The sequence below is a fragment of the Enterobacter sp. UPMP701 genome, from assembly GCF_053709515.1.
In genome coordinates, this window is the sequence record NZ_JBSKJN010000001.1 from 1 (window position 1) to 17,468 (window position 17,468).

The 17,468-nt window shown below is 58.6% G+C and carries 16 protein-coding genes; 9 read left to right on the forward strand and 7 right to left on the reverse strand.

The genetic code is table 11. The annotated features are described in order from the left end of the window. Nucleotides 1-61 precede the first annotated feature (61 nt). Both moeB and moeA read right to left on the reverse strand, forming a co-directional pair. Nucleotides 62-814, reverse strand: coding sequence for a molybdopterin-synthase adenylyltransferase MoeB (gene moeB / locus ACWKXT_RS00005; RefSeq protein WP_454528871.1), 753 nt, complete (start codon nucleotides 812-814; stop codon nucleotides 62-64). 1 nt (nucleotide 815) lies between these two features. Next, nucleotides 816-2,048, reverse strand: a complete 1,233-nt coding sequence (gene moeA / locus ACWKXT_RS00010) for a molybdopterin molybdotransferase MoeA (protein WP_454531359.1) — start codon at nucleotides 2,046-2,048, stop codon at nucleotides 816-818. A 189-nt stretch (nucleotides 2,049-2,237) separates the two neighbouring features. Here moeA and iaaA point away from each other — a divergent pair, with 189 nt between their 5' ends. The 5 genes from iaaA to gsiD are packed head-to-tail and all read left to right on the forward strand — an operon-like array spanning nucleotide 2,238 to nucleotide 8,460. Then, nucleotides 2,238-3,176, forward strand: a complete 939-nt coding sequence (gene iaaA, locus ACWKXT_RS00015; RefSeq protein WP_454531360.1) for a beta-aspartyl-peptidase — start codon at nucleotides 2,238-2,240, stop codon at nucleotides 3,174-3,176. An 11-nt stretch (nucleotides 3,177-3,187) separates the two neighbouring features. Further along, complete coding sequence (gene gsiA / locus ACWKXT_RS00020) at nucleotides 3,188-5,059, forward strand: glutathione ABC transporter ATP-binding protein GsiA (RefSeq protein WP_454531361.1); 1,872 nt, start codon at nucleotides 3,188-3,190, stop codon at nucleotides 5,057-5,059. 23 nt (nucleotides 5,060-5,082) lie between these two features. Then, nucleotides 5,083-6,621, forward strand: a complete 1,539-nt coding sequence (gene gsiB, locus ACWKXT_RS00025) for a glutathione ABC transporter substrate-binding protein GsiB (RefSeq protein ID WP_454531362.1) — start codon at nucleotides 5,083-5,085, stop codon at nucleotides 6,619-6,621. A 5-nt stretch (nucleotides 6,622-6,626) separates the two neighbouring features. Then, nucleotides 6,627-7,547, forward strand: coding sequence for a glutathione ABC transporter permease GsiC (gsiC, locus tag ACWKXT_RS00030; protein WP_116343413.1), 921 nt, complete (start codon nucleotides 6,627-6,629; stop codon nucleotides 7,545-7,547). A gap of 1 nt (nucleotide 7,548) precedes the next feature. Beyond that, nucleotides 7,549-8,460, forward strand: coding sequence for a glutathione ABC transporter permease GsiD (gene gsiD / locus ACWKXT_RS00035; RefSeq protein WP_454528875.1), 912 nt, complete (start codon nucleotides 7,549-7,551; stop codon nucleotides 8,458-8,460). Nucleotides 8,461-8,568: 108 nt separating this feature from the next. On the opposite strand, the gene rimO is transcribed toward gsiD, so the two are convergent. Continuing rightward, on the reverse strand, nucleotides 8,569-9,894 hold the full coding sequence (gene rimO, locus ACWKXT_RS00040) for a 30S ribosomal protein S12 methylthiotransferase RimO (protein ID WP_121425683.1): 1,326 nt from the start codon (nucleotides 9,892-9,894) through the stop codon (nucleotides 8,569-8,571). 216 nt (nucleotides 9,895-10,110) lie between these two features. On the opposite strand from rimO, the gene bssR reads away from it, so the two are divergent. Further along, nucleotides 10,111-10,494 (forward strand): biofilm formation regulator BssR, encoded by a 384-nt coding sequence (gene bssR, locus ACWKXT_RS00045; RefSeq protein ID WP_454531363.1) that lies wholly within the window; start codon nucleotides 10,111-10,113, stop codon nucleotides 10,492-10,494. A gap of 106 nt (nucleotides 10,495-10,600) precedes the next feature. Continuing rightward, the gene (locus ACWKXT_RS00050) at nucleotides 10,601-11,719 is read left to right on the forward strand and encodes a PQQ-dependent sugar dehydrogenase (RefSeq protein WP_454531364.1); all 1,119 of its coding nucleotides are present in this window, start codon (nucleotides 10,601-10,603) and stop codon (nucleotides 11,717-11,719) included. On the opposite strand, the gene ACWKXT_RS00055 is transcribed toward ACWKXT_RS00050, so the two are convergent. Then, nucleotides 11,720-12,346, reverse strand: a complete 627-nt coding sequence (locus ACWKXT_RS00055; RefSeq protein WP_454528879.1) for a glutathione S-transferase family protein — start codon at nucleotides 12,344-12,346, stop codon at nucleotides 11,720-11,722. A gap of 240 nt (nucleotides 12,347-12,586) precedes the next feature. On the opposite strand from ACWKXT_RS00055, the gene dacC reads away from it, so the two are divergent. Continuing rightward, the gene (gene dacC, locus ACWKXT_RS00060; RefSeq protein WP_454528880.1) at nucleotides 12,587-13,792 is read left to right on the forward strand and encodes a serine-type D-Ala-D-Ala carboxypeptidase; all 1,206 of its coding nucleotides are present in this window, start codon (nucleotides 12,587-12,589) and stop codon (nucleotides 13,790-13,792) included. Nucleotides 13,793-13,860: 68 nt separating this feature from the next. Here dacC and deoR read toward each other — a convergent pair whose 3' ends face one another. The 3 genes from deoR to ACWKXT_RS00075 all read right to left on the reverse strand — a co-directional run bounded on the left by deoR (nucleotide 13,861) and on the right by ACWKXT_RS00075 (nucleotide 16,030). Beyond that, nucleotides 13,861-14,619 carry a DNA-binding transcriptional repressor DeoR gene (gene deoR / locus ACWKXT_RS00065; protein ID WP_454528881.1) on the reverse strand — a complete coding sequence of 253 codons (759 nt, stop codon included), beginning with the start codon at nucleotides 14,617-14,619 and terminating at the stop codon, nucleotides 13,861-13,863. 66 nt (nucleotides 14,620-14,685) lie between these two features. After that, nucleotides 14,686-15,294 carry an undecaprenyl-diphosphate phosphatase gene (gene ybjG / locus ACWKXT_RS00070; protein WP_217479986.1) on the reverse strand — a complete coding sequence of 203 codons (609 nt, stop codon included), beginning with the start codon at nucleotides 15,292-15,294 and terminating at the stop codon, nucleotides 14,686-14,688. A gap of 7 nt (nucleotides 15,295-15,301) precedes the next feature. Then, nucleotides 15,302-16,030, reverse strand: coding sequence for a phosphatase PAP2 family protein (locus ACWKXT_RS00075; protein ID WP_454531365.1), 729 nt, complete (start codon nucleotides 16,028-16,030; stop codon nucleotides 15,302-15,304). Nucleotides 16,031-16,198: 168 nt separating this feature from the next. Between ACWKXT_RS00075 and ACWKXT_RS00080 the strand changes: the two genes are divergently transcribed. Continuing rightward, on the forward strand, nucleotides 16,199-17,431 hold the full coding sequence (locus ACWKXT_RS00080; protein WP_454531366.1) for an MdfA family multidrug efflux MFS transporter: 1,233 nt from the start codon (nucleotides 16,199-16,201) through the stop codon (nucleotides 17,429-17,431). The last annotated feature ends 37 nt before the right edge of the window (nucleotides 17,432-17,468 follow it).

Sequence of the window (17,468 nt, forward strand, 5' to 3'; positions counted from 1 at the left end):
CCCTCTCCCTGTGGGAGAGGGAGCAAACACTAAAACGGCAACCTGAAGGTTGCCGTTTGCTTTAACCTCCACAAACCTCACACCCCGGGTTACGCATCAGCTTCATTTCGCGGAACTGGCAGGTCATCGCGTCGTACATCACGATTTTCCCCGCGGCAGGCGTGCCGTAGCGCGCCAGGACTTTGATCGCTTCCATCGCCTGCAGTGAGCCAATCACGCCAACTAACGGCGCCATTACGCCCGCCTCAACGCAGGTGAGTGCGTTCTCGCCGAACAGACGGCTCAGGCAGCGGTAGCAGGGTTCACCTTCCGCGTACGTGAAGACGCTGATTTGCCCCTCCATACGGATAGCCGCGCCGGAAATCAGCGGGGTTTTATAAGCAAAACAGCCCGCGTTAAGCTGGTTGCGGATGGTGACGTTATCGGTGCAGTCCAGCACCAGATCGTGCTGCGCAATCTGGGCAAACAGCGCGTCGTCATCCAGCATTGTGTCAATCAGGGTGAACTGAACGTTGGGGTTAATGCGCGCCAGCGCCGTGCGGGCAGATTCCACTTTTGGCTGGCCCACCGTCGCGTCGCTGTGCAGCGTCTGGCGCTGCAGGTTGGACACCGACACGGTATCGAAATCCAGCAGCGTCATGCGGCCTACGCCCGCAGCGGCAAGGTACTGCGCGGCGGCGCAGCCCAGCCCGCCGAGACCGACGACCAGCACGTTTGCTGCCTTAAGCGCTTCCTGGCCCTCGAAATCAAACCCGCGCAGCACAATCTGGCGATTGTAGCGCAGCATCTCCTGGTCGCTCAGCTCCACCGTCATGTCAGCCCCCGAACAGGTGGTTAAAGCGCTCAACCTCAACCCACTCGCCCGGCTCCACGCTGCCGCGCTCGCGCTCCAGCACGATAAAGCAGTTGCCCTGGCTGAAGGAGCTGAAAATGTGCGAGCCCTGGTGGCCGGTGGTGCTGACTTCCAGATCGCCGTCCGCGTTGCGCGCCAGAATGCCGCGCTGGAAATCGAGGCGGCCGGGTGATTTTTTCAGGCGCGTGGCGGCACGCACGCGCAGGCGTTCCGGCAGCGGGCTGGCGCTGTTGCCGGACAGTTTTGCCAGCAGCGGGATCACCAGCTGGTAGAAGGTGAGTGCCGCCGAGACCGGGTTACCCGGCAGGCCGCAGAACCAGCTGTGCGTGAGCTTGCCAAACGCGAACGGTTTTCCCGGCTTGATGGCCAGCTTCCAGAAGGCGATTTCCCCCAGCTCTTCGAGGATGGTTTTGGTGTAATCCGCTTCGCCCACGGAGACCCCGCCGGAGCTGATAACCACGTCGGCAGCGTTATCCGCCTCGATAAACGCGGCGCGCAGTTTTTCCGGATCGTCAGGAATAATGCCGAGGTTAATCACCTCACAGCCCAGCTGCTCAAGCATCAGGTGAACCGCGAGGCGGTTGGTGTCGTAAATCTGACCGTCCTGCAGCGGCTGGCCCGGAAGCTGCAGCTCGTCGCCGGTGGAGAAAACGGCAACGCGCACTTTACGGAAAACGTCGATTTCAGCCACGCCGAGCGACGCCAGCACCGGCAGTTCACCTGCCGTTAGCTTCTGTCCGGCGGCAAAGACCGTTGCGCCAGGGGTGATATCTTCGCCCGTGCGGCGGATGTTCTGGCCCGCTTTAACGTTCGCGGTAAAACGCACGCCTTCGTCGGTCTGTTCGGTCTCTTCCTGCATTACCACGGCGTCGCAGCCGGCCGGAACCGGCGCGCCGGTCATGATGCGCACGCAGGTGCCCGCAGGCCATTCACCGCTAAACGGCTGACCCGCAAAGGCTTTACCCGCCACCGGCAGGGCGTTACCCGTCTGGAGATCCGCCAGGCGCACCGCGTAACCGTCCATCGCGGAGTTATCGAACCCCGGCACGTTCATCGGCGAGACGATATCGCGCGCGGCAATACGACCAAAACAGCGCACAAGCGGCAGCGTTTCAACGGCGTGCAGTGGAGTAATGCGGTCAAGCATCTGCGAGAGTGCCGTCTCAAGCGGCATCAGTCCGGCGGTAAAATCCATGGTGGGCTCCTGCGGAGTAACAACGAAAGCGCTCATTATGGCAGAAAAGTGCGGCTAACTGTATGACCCGATGGGTGTACGCTTTACATCACAGTTGCGTCTTTCTATATTCAAAAATCATCTGAAGATTCAACGACGATAATGATATTTATAGAAAAAGCCGCAAATCAGGCTAACGGGTGAGGCGAAATGGGTAAGGCGGTAATCGCAATTCATGGTGGCGCAGGGGCAATCACCCGTGCACAGCTCAGTCCCGAGCAGGAAAAGCGCTACATTGACGCGCTGTACGCCATTGTGGAAACGGGCCAGAAAATGCTGGAAGCGGGCGAAAGCGCGCTGGATGTGGTCACCGAAGCGGTGCGCCTGCTGGAAGAGTGCCCGTTATTTAATGCGGGAATCGGGTCGGTCTTTACCCGGGATGAAACGCACGAGCTGGATGCCTGTGTGATGGATGGCGTCACCCTGAAGGCGGGTGCCGTAGCCGGGGTTTCCCGTCTGAGGAACCCGGTGCTGGCCGCCCGTCTGGTGATGGAAGCGAGTCCGCACGTGCTGCTGGCGGGCGCTGGGGCGGAGACGTTTGCCTTTGAGCACGGAATGGAACCGGTATCGCCGGATCTGTTTTCCACGGAAGAACGCTATCAGCAGCTGCTGGAAGCCCGAACGGCGGGTCTGACGCAACTGGATCATGCTGCACCGCTCGATGAAACCACCAAAATGGGGACGGTCGGCGCGGTGGCGCTCGATAAAGCCGGTAACCTCGCGGCGGCCACCTCCACGGGCGGGATGACCAACAAGCTGCCGGGACGCGTCGGCGACAGCCCGCTGCCCGGCGCGGGCTGTTATGCCAACAACGCCACGGCGGCGGTGTCGTGTACCGGAACCGGGGAAGTGTTTATTCGCGCCCTCGCGGCCTATGACATCACCGCGCTGATGGATTACGGCGGACTGAGCCTGAGCGAGGCCTGCGAGCGCGTGGTGATGGAGAAGCTGCCTGCGCTGGGCGGCGTCGGCGGGCTGATTGCGGTCGATCGTGAAGGCAATGTCTCCCTGCCGTTCAACAGCGAAGGCATGTACCGCGCCTGGGGTTACGCCGGTGATGAACCGAGTACGGGCATCTATCGTGAATAAGGGGGCTACGCGTGCCGCACCGTGAAGAGCTGGACAACTGCGAAGTGCTGGCTGTCCACCAACTGAATATTGCGTTTCAGGAAGAGCGGCAGTTCATCCCCGCAGTACAGAATTTATCGTTTTCGCTCAGGCGCGGCGAGACGCTGGCAATTGTTGGCGAATCTGGTTCCGGTAAATCGGTCACCGCGCTGGCGCTGATGCGCCTGCTGGAACAGACGGGCGGGCAAATCAGCAGTGAGAAAATGCTCCTGCGGCGCCGTAACCGTCAGGTCATTGATGTCAACGAGCTGAGCGGCGCGCAGATGCAGGGCGTGCGCGGGGCGGATATTGCGATGATCTTCCAGGAGCCGATGACCTCGCTCAACCCGGTTTTTCCGGTCGGGGAGCAAATTGCCGAGTCCATCCGGCTGCATCAAGGGCTGAGCGGCGATGAGGCGCTCAAAGAGGCCCGACGAATGCTGGAGCTGGTGCGCATTCCGGAGGCGCAGGCCATTCTCGGGCGCTATCCGCATCAGCTTTCCGGCGGCATGCGCCAGCGAGTAATGATTGCCATGGCGCTCTCCTGCCGTCCGGCGGTGCTGATTGCCGATGAACCGACAACGGCGCTGGACGTGACGATTCAGGCGCAGATCCTGCAGCTCATCAAAGTGCTGCAGCAGGAGATGGAGATGGGGGTGATTTTCATCACCCACGATATGGGCGTGGTCGCCGATATTGCCGATCGGGTACTGGTAATGCACAAGGGCAGCGCGGTGGAAACCGGCACGGTTGAGCAGATTTTCCACGCACCCGCTCATCCTTACACCAAAGCGCTGCTGGCGGCGGTTCCGCGTCTGGGGGCGATGAACGGCAGCGATTTGCCGCGCCGCTTCCCCCTGATTTCTCTTGAGGCGTCTGAGCTGCAGGAGGATGAGCGCGAGCAGGACACCGTGGTGCCGGGCAACCCCATTCTGGAGGTGCGCGATCTGGTCACACGCTTTCCGCTACGCAGCGGAATTTTCAACCGCGTGAAGCGCGAAGTGCATGCGGTGGAAAACGTCAGTTTCGATCTCTGGCCTGGCGAAACGCTGGCGCTGGTGGGGGAGTCTGGCTGCGGGAAATCCACCACCGGGCGCGCGCTGCTCCGGCTGGTGGAATCACAGGAAGGCAGCATTACCTTTAACGGTGAGCGCATTGATACCCTTCCGGACAGCAAGCTGCAGGCGGTGCGGCGGGATATTCAGTTTATTTTCCAGGATCCGTATGCCTCCCTCGACCCGCGACATACGGTAGGGTACTCGATCATGGAGCCGCTGCGGGTGCATAACCTGCTCGACGGCGAAGCGGCACAGCGCCGCGTGGCCTGGCTGCTGGAGCGCGTCGGCCTGAAGCCGGAACACGCCTGGCGTTATCCGCACGAGTTTTCCGGCGGACAGCGGCAGCGTATCTGCATCGCCCGCGCGCTGGCGCTGAACCCGAAAGTGGTGATTGCCGATGAATCCGTCTCGGCGCTGGATGTCTCTATCCGGGCGCAAATCATCAATTTACTGCTGGATTTACAGCGGGATATGGGGATTGCCTTCCTGTTTATCTCGCACGATATGGCGGTGGTAGAACGCATCAGCCACCGCGTGGCGGTGATGTTTATGGGGCAGCTCGTGGAGATTGGTCCGCGAAGGGCGGTGTTTGAGAACCCTCAGCATCCGTATACCCGCAAGCTTATCGCGGCGGTCCCGGTTGCCGATCCCGCGCACCGTCACGGCCAGCGCGTGCTGCTGCAGGATGAAATGCCGAGCAATATTCGTAAGCGCGGCGAGGCCGTAGAGCGCGTCACGCTGCGCGAGGTCGGGCCGGGTCATTTCGTGGCTCCCCCGCGTCAGGACAATGCTTTTTCGCGGTTATAACTTACAACAGGCTGGAGAACACAATGGTTACATTTGTAGCGCGTAGATGGTTGTTAGCCGCGAGCATGACGGCAGCCCTGGCCGCTGCCCCCGCGTTCGCTGCCAAAGATGTGGTGGTGGCCGTCGGCTCCAATTTCACCACGCTCGATCCGTATGATGCCAACGACACGCTCTCCCAGGCGGTGGCGAAATCGTTTTATCAGGGGCTGTTTGGCCTGGATAAAGAGATGAAGCTCAAAAACGTGCTGGCGGAGGGGTACACCGTGTCCGACGACGGGCTGGTCTATACCATCAAGCTCCGTTCCGGCGTGAAGTTCCAGGACGGGACTGATTTCAATGCGGAGGCGGTGAAGGTTAACCTCGATCGCGCCAGCAATCCGGAAAATAGCCTCAAGCGCTATAACCTGTATAAAAATATCGCCAGCACCGAGGTGGTCGACCCGGCGACGGTGAAAATCACCCTGAAAGAGCCGTTCTCGGCGTTTATCAACATTCTGGCGCATCCGGCAACGGCGATGATTTCCCCCGCTGCGCTGAAAAAATACGGTAAAGAGATCGGTTTCCACCCGGTGGGTACCGGCCCGTATGAGCTGGTGACCTGGAACCAGACCGACTTTGTGAAGGTGAAAAAATTCGCGGGATACTGGCAGCAGGGGCTGCCGAAGCTCGATACCATTACCTGGCGCCCGGTGGTGGACAACAATACCCGCGCGGCGATGCTGCAAACCGGTGAGGCGCAGTTTGCCTTCCCGATCCCCTATGAGCAGGCCGCCATTTTGCAGAAAAACAGCAAGCTGGAGCTGGTCGCCAGCCCGTCGATTATGCAGCGCTACATCAGTATGAACGTCACGCAAAAGCCGTTTGATAACCCGAAGGTGCGTGAGGCCATCAACTACGCCATTAACCGCCAGGCGCTGGTGAAGGTCGCCTTTGCGGGCTATGCCATTCCGGCGACGGGCGTGCTGCCGCCGTCTATTGCGTATGCGCAAAGCTATCAGCCGTGGCCATACGATCCGGCCAAAGCGCGCGAGCTGCTGAAAGAGGCGGGTTTCCCGAACGGCTTCAGCACCACGCTGTGGTCGTCGCATAATCACAGTACCGCTCAGAAGGTGCTGCAGTTTACCCAGCAGCAACTGGCGCAGGTGGGAATTAAGGCGCAGGTTACCGCGATGGATGCCGGACAGCGTGCGGCAGAAGTGGAGGGGAAAGGACAGAAAGAGAGCGGCGTGCGGATGTTCTACACCGGCTGGACGGCGTCGACCGGGGAAGCCGACTGGGCGTTGTCGCCGCTGTTTGCCTCGCAGAACTGGCCGCCAACCCTGTTCAACACCGCGTTTTACAGTAATCCGCAGGTGGACAAAGACCTGGCCGATGCCCTGAAAACGACGAAACCGGAAGAGAAAGCCCGCCTCTACAAAGACGCGCAGGATATTATCTGGAAAGAGTCGCCGTGGGTGCCGCTGGTGGTGGAGAAACTGGTCTCAGCCCATAACAAAGCGCTGACCGGGTTCTACATCATGCCGGACACGGGCTTTAGCTTTGACGATGCGGATTTAAAATAAACCTCATGCTGAATTATGTTTGTAAACGCCTGCTGGGGCTTATCCCGACGCTGCTGATTGTGGCGGTGCTGGTGTTTTTATTTGTCCATATGCTGCCGGGCGATCCGGCGCGCCTGGTTGCCGGGCCTGAAGCGGATGCCACCGTCATTGACCTGGTGCGTAAACAGCTGGGCCTCGACCAGCCGCTGTATATGCAGTTCATCCATTATATCTGCAACGTACTGCAGGGCGACTTTGGTATCTCGATGGTGTCGCGCCGTCCGGTATCGGAGGAGATTGCCAGCCGCTTTATGCCCACGTTCTGGTTAACGATTGCCAGTATGAGCTGGGCGGTGGTGTTTGGGCTAGGCGCGGGGATTGTCGCAGCCGTCTGGCGCAACCGCTGGCCGGACAAGCTCGGCATGGCGCTGGCGGTGACTGGCATCTCCTTCCCGGCGTTCGCGCTGGGGATGCTGCTGATGCAGATCTTCTCCGTCGAACTGGGCTGGCTGCCGACCGTCGGGGCCGATACCTGGAAGCATTACATCCTGCCTTCCATGACGCTGGGCGCTGCCGTGTCGGCGGTAATGGCCCGCTTTACCCGTGCCTCGTTCGTTGACGTGCTGAGCGAAGATTATATTCGCACCGCGCGGGCGAAAGGGGTCAGCGAGAAGTGGGTCATTCTTAAGCACGGGTTCCGCAATGCGATGATCCCGGTGGTGACGATGATGGGGCTGCAGTTTGGCTTCCTGCTCGGCGGCTCTATCGTCGTGGAGAAGGTCTTCAACTGGCCCGGGCTTGGGCGCCTGCTGGTCGATTCCGTCGAGATGCGTGACTACCCGGTCATTCAGGCGGAAGTTCTGCTTTTCTCGCTGGAGTTTATTCTTATCAACTTAGTGGTAGACGTGCTCTACGCCGCCATTAACCCGGCCATCAGGTATAAGTAAGATGCGATTGTTGAACTGGCGGCGTCAGGCCGTTTTGAACGCGATGCCGGGACTCAAACCGGAGCATATCCGCACCCCGTGGTCTGAATTCTGGCGGCGTTTTCGCCGTCAGCCGGTCGCGATGGCGGCGGGGCTGTTCGTGCTGCTGCTGATTGTGGTGGCGGTGATTGCGCCGTGGGTGGCGCCGTTTGATGCGGAAAACTACTTTGACTACGACCGTCTGAACGACGGGCCCTCAATGATGCACTGGTTTGGCGTGGACTCGCTTGGCCGCGATATCTTCAGCCGCGTGCTGGTGGGGGCGCAGATCTCGCTCGCCGCCGGGGTGTTCGCGGTGCTGATCGGCGCGGCTATCGGGACCGTGCTGGGGCTCGTCGCCGGATATTACGAAGGCTGGTGGGATCGCATCATCATGCGCATTTGCGACGTGCTGTTTGCTTTTCCCGGCATTCTGCTGGCGATTGCCGTGGTGGCGATTATGGGCAGCGGTATGGCCAACGTCATCATTGCGGTCGCGGTCTTTTCGATACCGGCCTTTGCTCGTCTGGTGCGCGGTAACACGCTGGTGCTAAAGCAGCAAACCTTTATCGAGTCCGCCCGCAGTATGGGGGCCAGCGACGCTACGATCCTGTTCAGCCATATTCTGCCGGGTACGGTATCGTCCATCGTGGTTTATTTCACCATGCGTATCGGCGTGTCGATTATCTCAGCGGCCAGCCTGTCGTTTCTGGGGTTAGGGGCGCAGCCTCCGACGCCGGAATGGGGCGCGATGCTGAACGAGGCGAGGGCGGATATGGTGATTGCACCGCACGTGGCGATCTTCCCGAGTCTGGCGATTTTCCTGACCGTGCTGGCGTTTAACCTGCTGGGTGACGGGCTGCGCGACGCGCTGGATCCGAGGATTAAGGGGTAGGTTTATTGCCCCTCACCCTAACCCTCTCCCCGGAGGGGAGAGGGGACTGCTCGGTGCGGTTTTCCCCCTCGCCCCTTTGGGGAGAGGGCCGGGGTGAGGGGAATGTAATTAAACCCGGCTACCCCACAGGTCATACTCATCCGCGTTTTCAACCTTCACGCGAATAATATCACCCGGCTTAACGCTGGTTTCGCCGTTCAGGTACACCGCGCCGTCGATTTCCGGGGCATCCGCCATGCTGCGGCCAATCGCGCCTTCTTCGTCAACTTCGTCAATGATGACCATGATCTCGCGGCCCACTTTCTCCTGCAGACGCTCGGCAGAGATCTGCTGCTGCAGCTGCATGAAGCGGTTCCAGCGCTCTTCTTTCACCTCTTCCGGCACCTGATCCGCCAGTTCGTTGGCAGTTGCGCCTTCAACCGGGCTGTATTTGAAGCAGCCAACGCGGTCCAGACGGGCTTCTTTCAGGAAGTCGAGCAGCATCTGGAAATCTTCTTCGGTTTCACCCGGGAAGCCGACGATGAAGGTGGAACGCAGGGTCAGATCCGGGCAGATTTCACGCCACTGCTTGATGCGCGCCAGCTGGCGGTCAACGGAGCCAGGACGTTTCATCAGCTTCAGAATGCGCGGGCTGGCGTGCTGCAGCGGGATATCCAGGTACGGCAGGATTTTGCCTTCCGCCATCAGCGGGATCACGTCGTCAACGTGCGGGTAAGGGTAAACGTAGTGCAGACGCGTCCAGATACCGAGTTTAGACAGCTGCTCGCACAGACCCACCATGCTGGTTTTCACCGGCTCGCCGTTGTGGAAACCGGAACGGTGTTTAACGTCCACGCCGTAGGCCGAGGTGTCCTGGGAGATGACCAGCAGCTCCTTCACGCCCGCGTCAGCCAGACGTTTCGCTTCCGCCAGCACTTCGCCAATCGGACGGCTCACCAGATCGCCACGCATGGACGGGATGATGCAGAAGGTGCAGCGATGGTTACAGCCTTCGGAAATTTTTAAGTACGCGTAGTGACGCGGCGTCAGCTTCACGCCCTGTTCCGGCACCAGGCTCAGGAACGGATTGTGCTTTGGTTTTGGCACGTAGTGATGAACATGTTCCAGCACCTGCTCGTAGCTGTGCGGGCCGGTGATCTCCAGCACCTTCGGATGCACTTCGCGGATTTGGTCCACTTTCGCGCCCAGGCAGCCGGTGACAATCACTTTGCCGTTTTCCGTCAGGGCTTCACCGATGGCTTCCAGTGACTCTTGAACCGCGCTGTCGATAAACCCGCAGGTGTTAACGATCACCATATCGGCGTTGTCGTAGCTTGGCACCACGTCATAGCCTTCGGTGCGAAGTTCGGTCAGGATGCGTTCGGAATCCACCAGGTTTTTCGGGCAGCCCAGGGAGACGAAGCCGATTTTCGGCTGGTGCGTAACATTGCTCATAGGTTAAAAATTCATCAATTATGGAGTTATCAGGGCGGGATTTTACAGCGTATCGCGGGGGATTTATACACTCTTTGCAAGGCGGATGTATCAGGCAGAGGTTGTAACATTGTAAATAATGTTAATCAGTTAAGAATAATTGATCTCAGGCATTAAACTGTACAAAAAATGACCTTATTCTGAATGTGCAACATGGCTGACAGAGGAGGAAATAGCATGACCGTTGACAGACTGAAACGCGATCTGCTTAACAAGCTGATCAATGCCCGAATCGACCTGGCCGCCTATCTGCAGCTCAGGAAGGCAAAAGGCTATATGTCAGTCAGCGAAAGCGAACATCTGCGTGATAATCTGTTTGAACTGTGTAATTTCATGCGTGAAAAAGCACCGACCCTGAAGGCGGAATGCGGCGAAAGTGAGCTGATGGCGCTGCGACGCTCCGCTGAGGTGCTCTCCATTGCAGGGGTATGTCTGATGAACGGACGCCACGACTGCCCGACGTTTATCGCTGTAAACGCGGAGAAGCTTGAAAACTGCCTGACAACGCTCTCTCTTTGCATCATGTGTCTGAACAAGCACGAGACGCTTGAGCAGCGCTGAGCCCGGGGGAGGCAACTCCCCCTTCTGATTAAGCTTTTGTAAAAGTGGTAACGCGGCCGGAGCTTGTGGCTAATCTTTATGCCATATGCCGATAAAGGAGCGCGTTATGCCTCGATCCTCGCTGATTTTTCTGCCTGCGTTGTTCATTCCGTTTTCACTTCTTGCTGCGCCAGAGGCGGTTAAGGTCGAGGTGCTGCAAAACCGACTCGATCACCCCTGGTCGATGGCGTTTCTGCCGGATAATCAAGGGCTGCTGGTGACGCTGAGAGGCGGCCAGCTCAAACGCTGGCAGGCCGGAAAAGGGCTTTCCGATCCGATTGTCGGCGTGCCGAAGGTCTGGGCAAACGGCCAGGGGGGACTGCTGGATGTGGTGCTGGCTCCGGATTTTGAAAAGTCGCGCCGCGTCTGGCTGAGCTACGCCGAAGCGGGGAATGACGGCAAAGCCGGAACGGCGGTGGGCTTTGGCCGTTTAAGCGAAGACCTTACGCGCATTGAAGCCTTCCAGGTGGTATTCCGCCAGATGCCGAAACTCTCCACCGGGAATCATTTTGGCGGGCGCATGGTCTTTGACGGCAAAGGCTCTCTTTTTGTTGCTCTCGGCGAGAACAACCAGCGCCCGACGGCGCAGGATCTGGACAAGTTGCAGGGGAAAGTGGTGCGCCTCACCGAAGACGGCAAAGTGCCTCCGGATAACCCGTTTGTGAACACCGCGGGCGCGCGGCCTGAAATCTGGTCCTACGGCATCCGTAACCCGCAGGGGATGGCGATGAACCCGTGGAGCGACACGCTGTGGCTGAACGAGCACGGCCCGCGCGGCGGGGATGAGATCAATATCCCTGAGAAAGGAAAGAACTACGGCTGGCCGCTGGCGACGCACGGTATTAACTACAGCGGACTGAAAATCCCGGAAGCTAAAGGCGAGCACGTTGAGGGAACCGAGAAGCCGCTGTTTGTCTGGAAAGTGTCACCTGCGGTCAGCGGCATGGCGTTTTACAACAGCGACGTTTTCCCGCAGTGGAAAAATAAGCTGTTTATTGGGGCGCTGAAGGAAAAGGACGTGATCGTGCTGAGCGTGGACGGCAATAAGGTCACGGAGGACGGTCGAATTCTGGGCGAGCGGGAACAACGTATTCGCGATGTGCGGGTGGGGCCGGATGGCTATCTGTATGTCCTGACCGACGAAGCGGACGGGCAACTGTTAAAAGTCAGCCCGTCCGGTGCGTAATCAGGTGACCGGGATCATCACCACGTTACGGTACGCCGGGCGCTCGCTGAGCTGATTAAGCCAGCGGTCAAGGTTCGGGCGCGGCGTCCATTTCAGACCGAGGTTGGTCAGGTTCCAGACGAACGGCGCCACGGCAATGTCGCCCACGCCGAACGCATCGCCGGAGAACCATTTATGCTTCGCCAGCTCATCGTCCATCATCGCAAACAGGTTTTCGCACGCATCCTGAGCGGCATGAATGGCGGGGTAGTCGCGCTCGGCTTCAGGGGTTCTGACGAGCCCCATCAGGATCACGCGGTGGGTAGGTGACAGCGTCTGATTCGCCCAGTCCATCCACTTTTCACCCTGGGCGCGCTGGGCCGGACTCTCTACCCACAGGCGGCCCTGACCGTACTGCGCGGCGAGGTAACGCACAATGGTGTTGGACTCCCACAGCGTCGCGTCTGTTTCATCATCGCGCAGCAGTGGCACCAGGCCGTTCGGGTTCATGGCCAGATAGTCGGCCTCGTTGTTCACGCCAAACGACATGCCAGCCATGATTTGGTTAAACGGTAAATCCAGCTCCTCCAGCGTCCAGAGCACTTTCTTCACGTTGGTCGAATTGTTCCTGCCCCACAGCGTAATCATATTTACTCCTGATGAGTGTGAATCCGGGTCGGCTTTTTGCCATGGTGAGATAAAGCTAACAATTACGCAACAGAAGACAAAAAAATCGCCTGAATCAAAGCGTAAATGAATGTTATTGCATAAACTTTAATAACTTTACCCTCGTTGGGTTTCTTTAACCGTTTTAGTGCGCTATTACTCATCGCTTCTTGCGACACGGTGATGTGACGTAATTTTTGAATGGACACTCGGGTGGCATTTATGACGCGAAAAATGACTTCTCTGCGCAGCCTGGCGGCAGGCTCTGCGCTCCTTCTCCTGTTTGCACCAGCACTCCACGCAGCGGAACAGGCTGCGCCCGAAGCGCCGCCAGTGGATGCGCGCGCCTGGATCCTGATGGACTACTCCAGCGGTAAAGTGCTGGCGGAAGGCAATGCGGATGAGAAACTCGATCCGGCCAGCCTGACTAAAATCATGACCAGCTATGTGGTCGGCCAGGCGTTGAAAGCGGGCAAGATCAAGCTGGACGATATGGTCACCATCGGAAAGGACGCGTGGGCGACCGGCAACCCGGCGCTGCGCGGATCTTCAGTGATGTTCCTGAAGCCAGGGGATCAGGTCTCCGTTTCCGATCTGAACAAAGGCGTAATCATTCAGTCGGGAAATGATGCGTGTATCGCGCTGGCCGACTACGTTGCCGGTAGTCAGGATTCTTTCATTGGCTTGATGAATGGCTATGCGCAGAAGCTTGGCTTAACCAACACCACGTTCAAAACGGTCCACGGCCTGGATGCGCCGGGACAGTTCAGTACCGCGCGCGACATGGCGCTGCTGGGGAAAGCGCTGATCCACGACGTGCCGGATGAATACGCCATCCATAAAGAGAAAGAGTTTACCTTCAACAAAATCCGCCAGCCGAACCGCAACCGCCTGCTGTGGAGCAGCAACGTCAACGTGGACGGAATGAAGACCGGCACCACGGCGGGTGCGGGCTACAACCTGGTGGCCTCTGCGACGCAGGGTGACATGCGTCTGATCTCGGTGGTGCTGGGCACCAAAACCGACCGCATCCGCTTTAATGAGTCAGAAAAACTGCTGACCTGGGGCTTCCGCTTCTATGAAACCGTGACGCCGATTAAACCGGATGCCACGTTCGTCAGCCAGCGCGTCTGGTTTGGTGACAAGAGCGAGGTGAATCTGGGCGCAGGTGAAGCAGGCTCGGTGACCATTCCACGTGGACAGCTGAAAAACCTGAAGGCCAGCTATACCCTGACCGACCCGCAGCTCACCGCGCCGCTGAAAAAAGGCCAGGTGGTCGGGACCATTGATTTCCAGCTCAACGGTAAGTCGATTGAACAGCGTCCGCTGATTGTGATGGAAGCGGTGGAAGAGGGCGGCTTCTTCAGCCGGATGTGGGATTTCGTGATGATGAAATTCCACGGGTGGTTTGGCAGCTGGTTCAGCTAAACCTTATGGGTTTTCTCCCTCTCCCACAGGGAGAGGGCCGGGGTGAGGGCATCAGGCCGCAACCCCGCTTAATACATCAACTTAACCTGCTGCGCCTTTGCATGGGCCACAATCTCGTCGTCCGGGCGGCAGTCGCTGACAATGGCGTCAAACTGCGCCAGCTCGCCCATTCTTGCCGAACGCACCTTGCCAAACTTACTGTGATCGACCACCAGCACATGGTACTGCGCGGCGCTTAACGCCCAGTGCTTAACCGGCAGCTCTTCCAGATTAAAGCAGGTTGCCCCCTGGCGGACGTTCACGCCTGCGGCGGAATAAAACGCGATGTCCGGGCAGAGATTGCTGAGCGTGTCCTGCAGGTTAAGCGGCTTAAAGATGGCGTTGCTGGCGTGAAACTCGCCACCGCAGAGGATCACCCGGCACTCGGGTTTCTCCTGCAGCGCAAGAAAGGTGTTTAGCGAGTAACACACGGCGGTAAAAGGGATGTTGCTGTCGATGGCTTCGATAATCCACGGCGTGGTGGTGCCGCAGTCAAAAAACAGCGTCTGGTGCGGCTGTACCAGCGACGCCGCAAGACGTGCGGCTTTGCGTTTCTCTTCCACCAGACGCGTTTTCTGATCGCTGATCAGATAATGGCTGGCGCTGCGCGGCTCAAGGACGATGTACCCGCCCAGAAGCACCACGGGGGCGCTGTCGCTGTTCAAATCCCGACGAATGGTCATCTCTGAGACGCCGAGGAGGTTGGCGGCTTCCTTAAGATGCAGCTTATCGCTGCGCTTCAGCGCCTGTAGCAGCTGAGCAATGCGGTCATCGCGTCGTGTTTCCATAGTTCCTCGGGATAAAAAAGTGAGCCCCCGCAGGGCGGGGGCTCAGTGTAACCTGTCCGGTTGGGATTAGTCACGTATCCAGCCTTTGCGGATCGGGATGGCAAAAATGGCGCGATAGAGTGAAGACAGCGTGCGGTAGAGCGCTTCACCGAAGAGATTCCACAGGATAGCCGCGCTCACGCAGCCAATCAGCCCCACCAGGAATCCACCCACCATATCCAGCGGCCAGTGGACGCCAAGATAGACGCGAGACCAGGCGATAGCCGCGGCCACCACCATCAGCACCGCACCGGACCACAGTCGATGCCAGAACAGGAAAGCCAGCGCGAAGGTGAAGATAACCGTACCGTGATCGCTCGGGAAAGAATCATCCGGCGCGTGGTGCAGGAAGGTGTAGCCAACGTGATCGACAAAGGGACGATCGTGCGGGAACGCGTGGCCGAGAATATAGCTGACCAGCACGCTTACTCCGAGCGCCATCGCGACTTTGATGACCAGCTGGCGCTGAGCTTTAACCTGGCTGCGGGGACCCCACAGCCAAAGGATGGCTGCCAGCGCGGGGACGATGCTGATCAGATCCTTCGCCAGAAAGGTGGCAAAATCAATCATCCACTCTGGCGAGGCCGGGGTAGCGTTGATCAGATAAAACAGCTGATAATTCAGATTCTCTAGCATAGCGTAATCACTCTTTTGCAAACCGGGTGGAAATCAGCCCGTAGACCGCCACCTGGGAAAACCAGACCCACCACCCGGCCCACAGGTTGTGAGAGAAAAAATGTGCCCCGCGCATGACCTGACCGAAGCCCATCGCCAGGCCCAGAACCGCGCCAAGGACCACAAAGCTCCAGGCGAGACGCGGACGCTCGCGCCAGAAGGCAAAAAATAGCCCCATCACCATAAAGCCGCTGGAGGCATGGCCGCCGGGAAAACAGCGCCCCGGACCGCTGTCGGCGGGAGCGGCACTGAACAGGGGATAAGACACGGCCTTACCGCCATATTCCACCAGATCCCACGGGCAGCTGTGGTGGCTGATGCTTTTCAGCACGCCGACCACCAGCGCGCCAAGCCCCATCAGCAGCGCGGCGGTGACCAGCCTTGCGTTACGTTTGTAAGCGCCGTAAAGCAGCGCCACGGCGCCTAAGGCAATCGCAATGTACTTCGCCAGACGATGGTTCAGCAGATCCAGCAGGTGGTCTTTCTGCAGCGGGAAGCTCTGCGTCGCCGCGTCATACCAAAATCCGGTGATCCATCTGTCGAGCGCTTCATCGCGCGATAGCCACGTAAACACCACGGCAAGTGCTATCAGCACCAAAAGCTGATAACCATAAAAGCGGGACGGTAAGCGGTAAAGGTGTTTTGTCTTATTTGTCTGTAAGTTAGACAATTCTGAACGGCTGGAAGTGAGTGCCATAATTAGGGGTCATTGACGAGTAATCGCGCTATCATAAATCTGTCAACTTAAGGAAACCTTAAACGAAGACGATAAGTGCTTTATTTCTGTTTCTCCTCGATAAATCACTATCTCGGGCTGCGGCATTTCATTAAACTCGTCGCGATTTTGTCATTATAAAGAGATTGCATGTTAAACCGTTCTTCTTCTGGTTCACGTCTGGGTCGTCAGGCGTTGCTTTTCCCTCTGTGTCTGGTGCTCTACGAATTCTCTACCTATATCGGCAACGATATGATCCAGCCCGGTATGCTGGCCGTTGTGGCGCAGTACAACGCGGGAATTGAGTGGGTGCCGACCTCCATGACCGCCTATCTGGCCGGCGGCATGTTTTTGCAGTGGCTGTTAGGCCCGCTGTCGGATCGTATTGGCCGCCGTCCGGTGATGCTGACGGGCGTAGTGTGGTTTATCGTCACCTGCCTCGCCACGCTGCTGGCGCAAAACATTGAACAATTTACTCTGCTGCGCTTCCTGCAGGGGGTGAGCCTGTGCTTTATCGGCGCCGTGGGGTATGCCGCCATCCAGGAGTCGTTTGAGGAGGCGGTGTGTATCAAAATCACCGCGCTGATGGCGAACGTGGCGCTGATCGCCCCTTTGCTCGGGCCGCTGGTGGGTGCCGCGTGGGTGCACGTTGCGCCGTGGGAAGGGATGTTTGTACTCTTTGCCGTTTTCGCCGCCATCGCATTCTTTGGCCTGCACCGCGCGATGCCGGAAACCGCTACCCGCATCGGCGAGAAACTCTCGCTTAAAGAGCTGGGCCGGGATTACAAAGAAGTGCTGAAGAATGGCCGCTTTGTGGCGGGGGCGCTGGCGACCGGGTTTGTTAGCCTGCCGCTGCTGGCGTGGATCGCGCAGTCTCCGGTTATTATCATCAGCGGTGAAAAGCTCAGCAGCTACGAGTATGGCCTGCTGCAGGTGCCGATCTTTGGCGCGCTGATTATCGGTAACCTGGTGCTGGCACGTCTGACGTCGCGCCGCACCGTGCGCTCCCTGATTATCATGGGCGGCTGGCCGATTGCGGCAGGGCTGATTCTGGCTGCGGTGGCGACCGTCGCGTCATCCCACGCCTACCTGTGGATGACGGCGGGGCTCAGCATTTATGCCTTCGGGATTGGCGTGGCGAACGCTGGCCTGGTGCGCCTGACCCTGTTTGCGAGTGAAATGAGTAAAGGCACGGTCTCCGCGGCGATGGGCATGCTGCAGATGCTGATTTTTACCGTCGGTATTGAAGTGAGCAAGCACGCTTACGCGCTGGGCGGCAACGGATTGTTCAGCCTGTTTAACCTCGCCAACGGCGTGCTGTGGGTTGGCCTGATGGTGGTGTTCCTGAAAGACAAGCGCGTCGGAAACGCCCTGCAACCTTAATTCTTATCCCCTCTCCCCGTGGGCGAGCTCGGGACAG

Bases quoted from the DNA above. Each gene is read 5' to 3' on its own strand.
- gsiC (WP_116343413.1), top strand. From the start codon at position 6,627: ATGCTGAATTATGTTTGTAAACGCCTGCTGGGGCTTATCCCGACGCTG.
- bssR (WP_454531363.1), top strand. From the start codon at position 10,111: ATGACCGTTGACAGACTGAAACGCGATCTGCTTAACAAGCTGATCAAT.
- dacC (WP_454528880.1), top strand. From the start codon at position 12,587: ATGACGCGAAAAATGACTTCTCTGCGCAGCCTGGCGGCAGGCTCTGCG.
- gsiD (WP_454528875.1), top strand. From the start codon at position 7,549: ATGCGATTGTTGAACTGGCGGCGTCAGGCCGTTTTGAACGCGATGCCG.
- rimO (WP_121425683.1), bottom strand. From the start codon at position 9,894: ATGAGCAATGTTACGCACCAGCCGAAAATCGGCTTCGTCTCCCTGGGC.
- ybjG (WP_217479986.1), bottom strand. From the start codon at position 15,294: ATGCTAGAGAATCTGAATTATCAGCTGTTTTATCTGATCAACGCTACC.
- moeB (WP_454528871.1), bottom strand. From the start codon at position 814: ATGACGGTGGAGCTGAGCGACCAGGAGATGCTGCGCTACAATCGCCAG.
- deoR (WP_454528881.1), bottom strand. From the start codon at position 14,619: ATGGAAACACGACGCGATGACCGCATTGCTCAGCTGCTACAGGCGCTG.
- ACWKXT_RS00075 (WP_454531365.1), bottom strand. From the start codon at position 16,030: ATGGCACTCACTTCCAGCCGTTCAGAATTGTCTAACTTACAGACAAAT.
- gsiB (WP_454531362.1), top strand. From the start codon at position 5,083: ATGGTTACATTTGTAGCGCGTAGATGGTTGTTAGCCGCGAGCATGACG.
- ACWKXT_RS00050 (WP_454531364.1), top strand. From the start codon at position 10,601: ATGCCTCGATCCTCGCTGATTTTTCTGCCTGCGTTGTTCATTCCGTTT.
- ACWKXT_RS00055 (WP_454528879.1), bottom strand. From the start codon at position 12,346: ATGATTACGCTGTGGGGCAGGAACAATTCGACCAACGTGAAGAAAGTG.
- iaaA (WP_454531360.1), top strand. From the start codon at position 2,238: ATGGGTAAGGCGGTAATCGCAATTCATGGTGGCGCAGGGGCAATCACC.
- ACWKXT_RS00080 (WP_454531366.1), top strand. From the start codon at position 16,199: ATGTTAAACCGTTCTTCTTCTGGTTCACGTCTGGGTCGTCAGGCGTTG.
- moeA (WP_454531359.1), bottom strand. From the start codon at position 2,048: ATGGATTTTACCGCCGGACTGATGCCGCTTGAGACGGCACTCTCGCAG.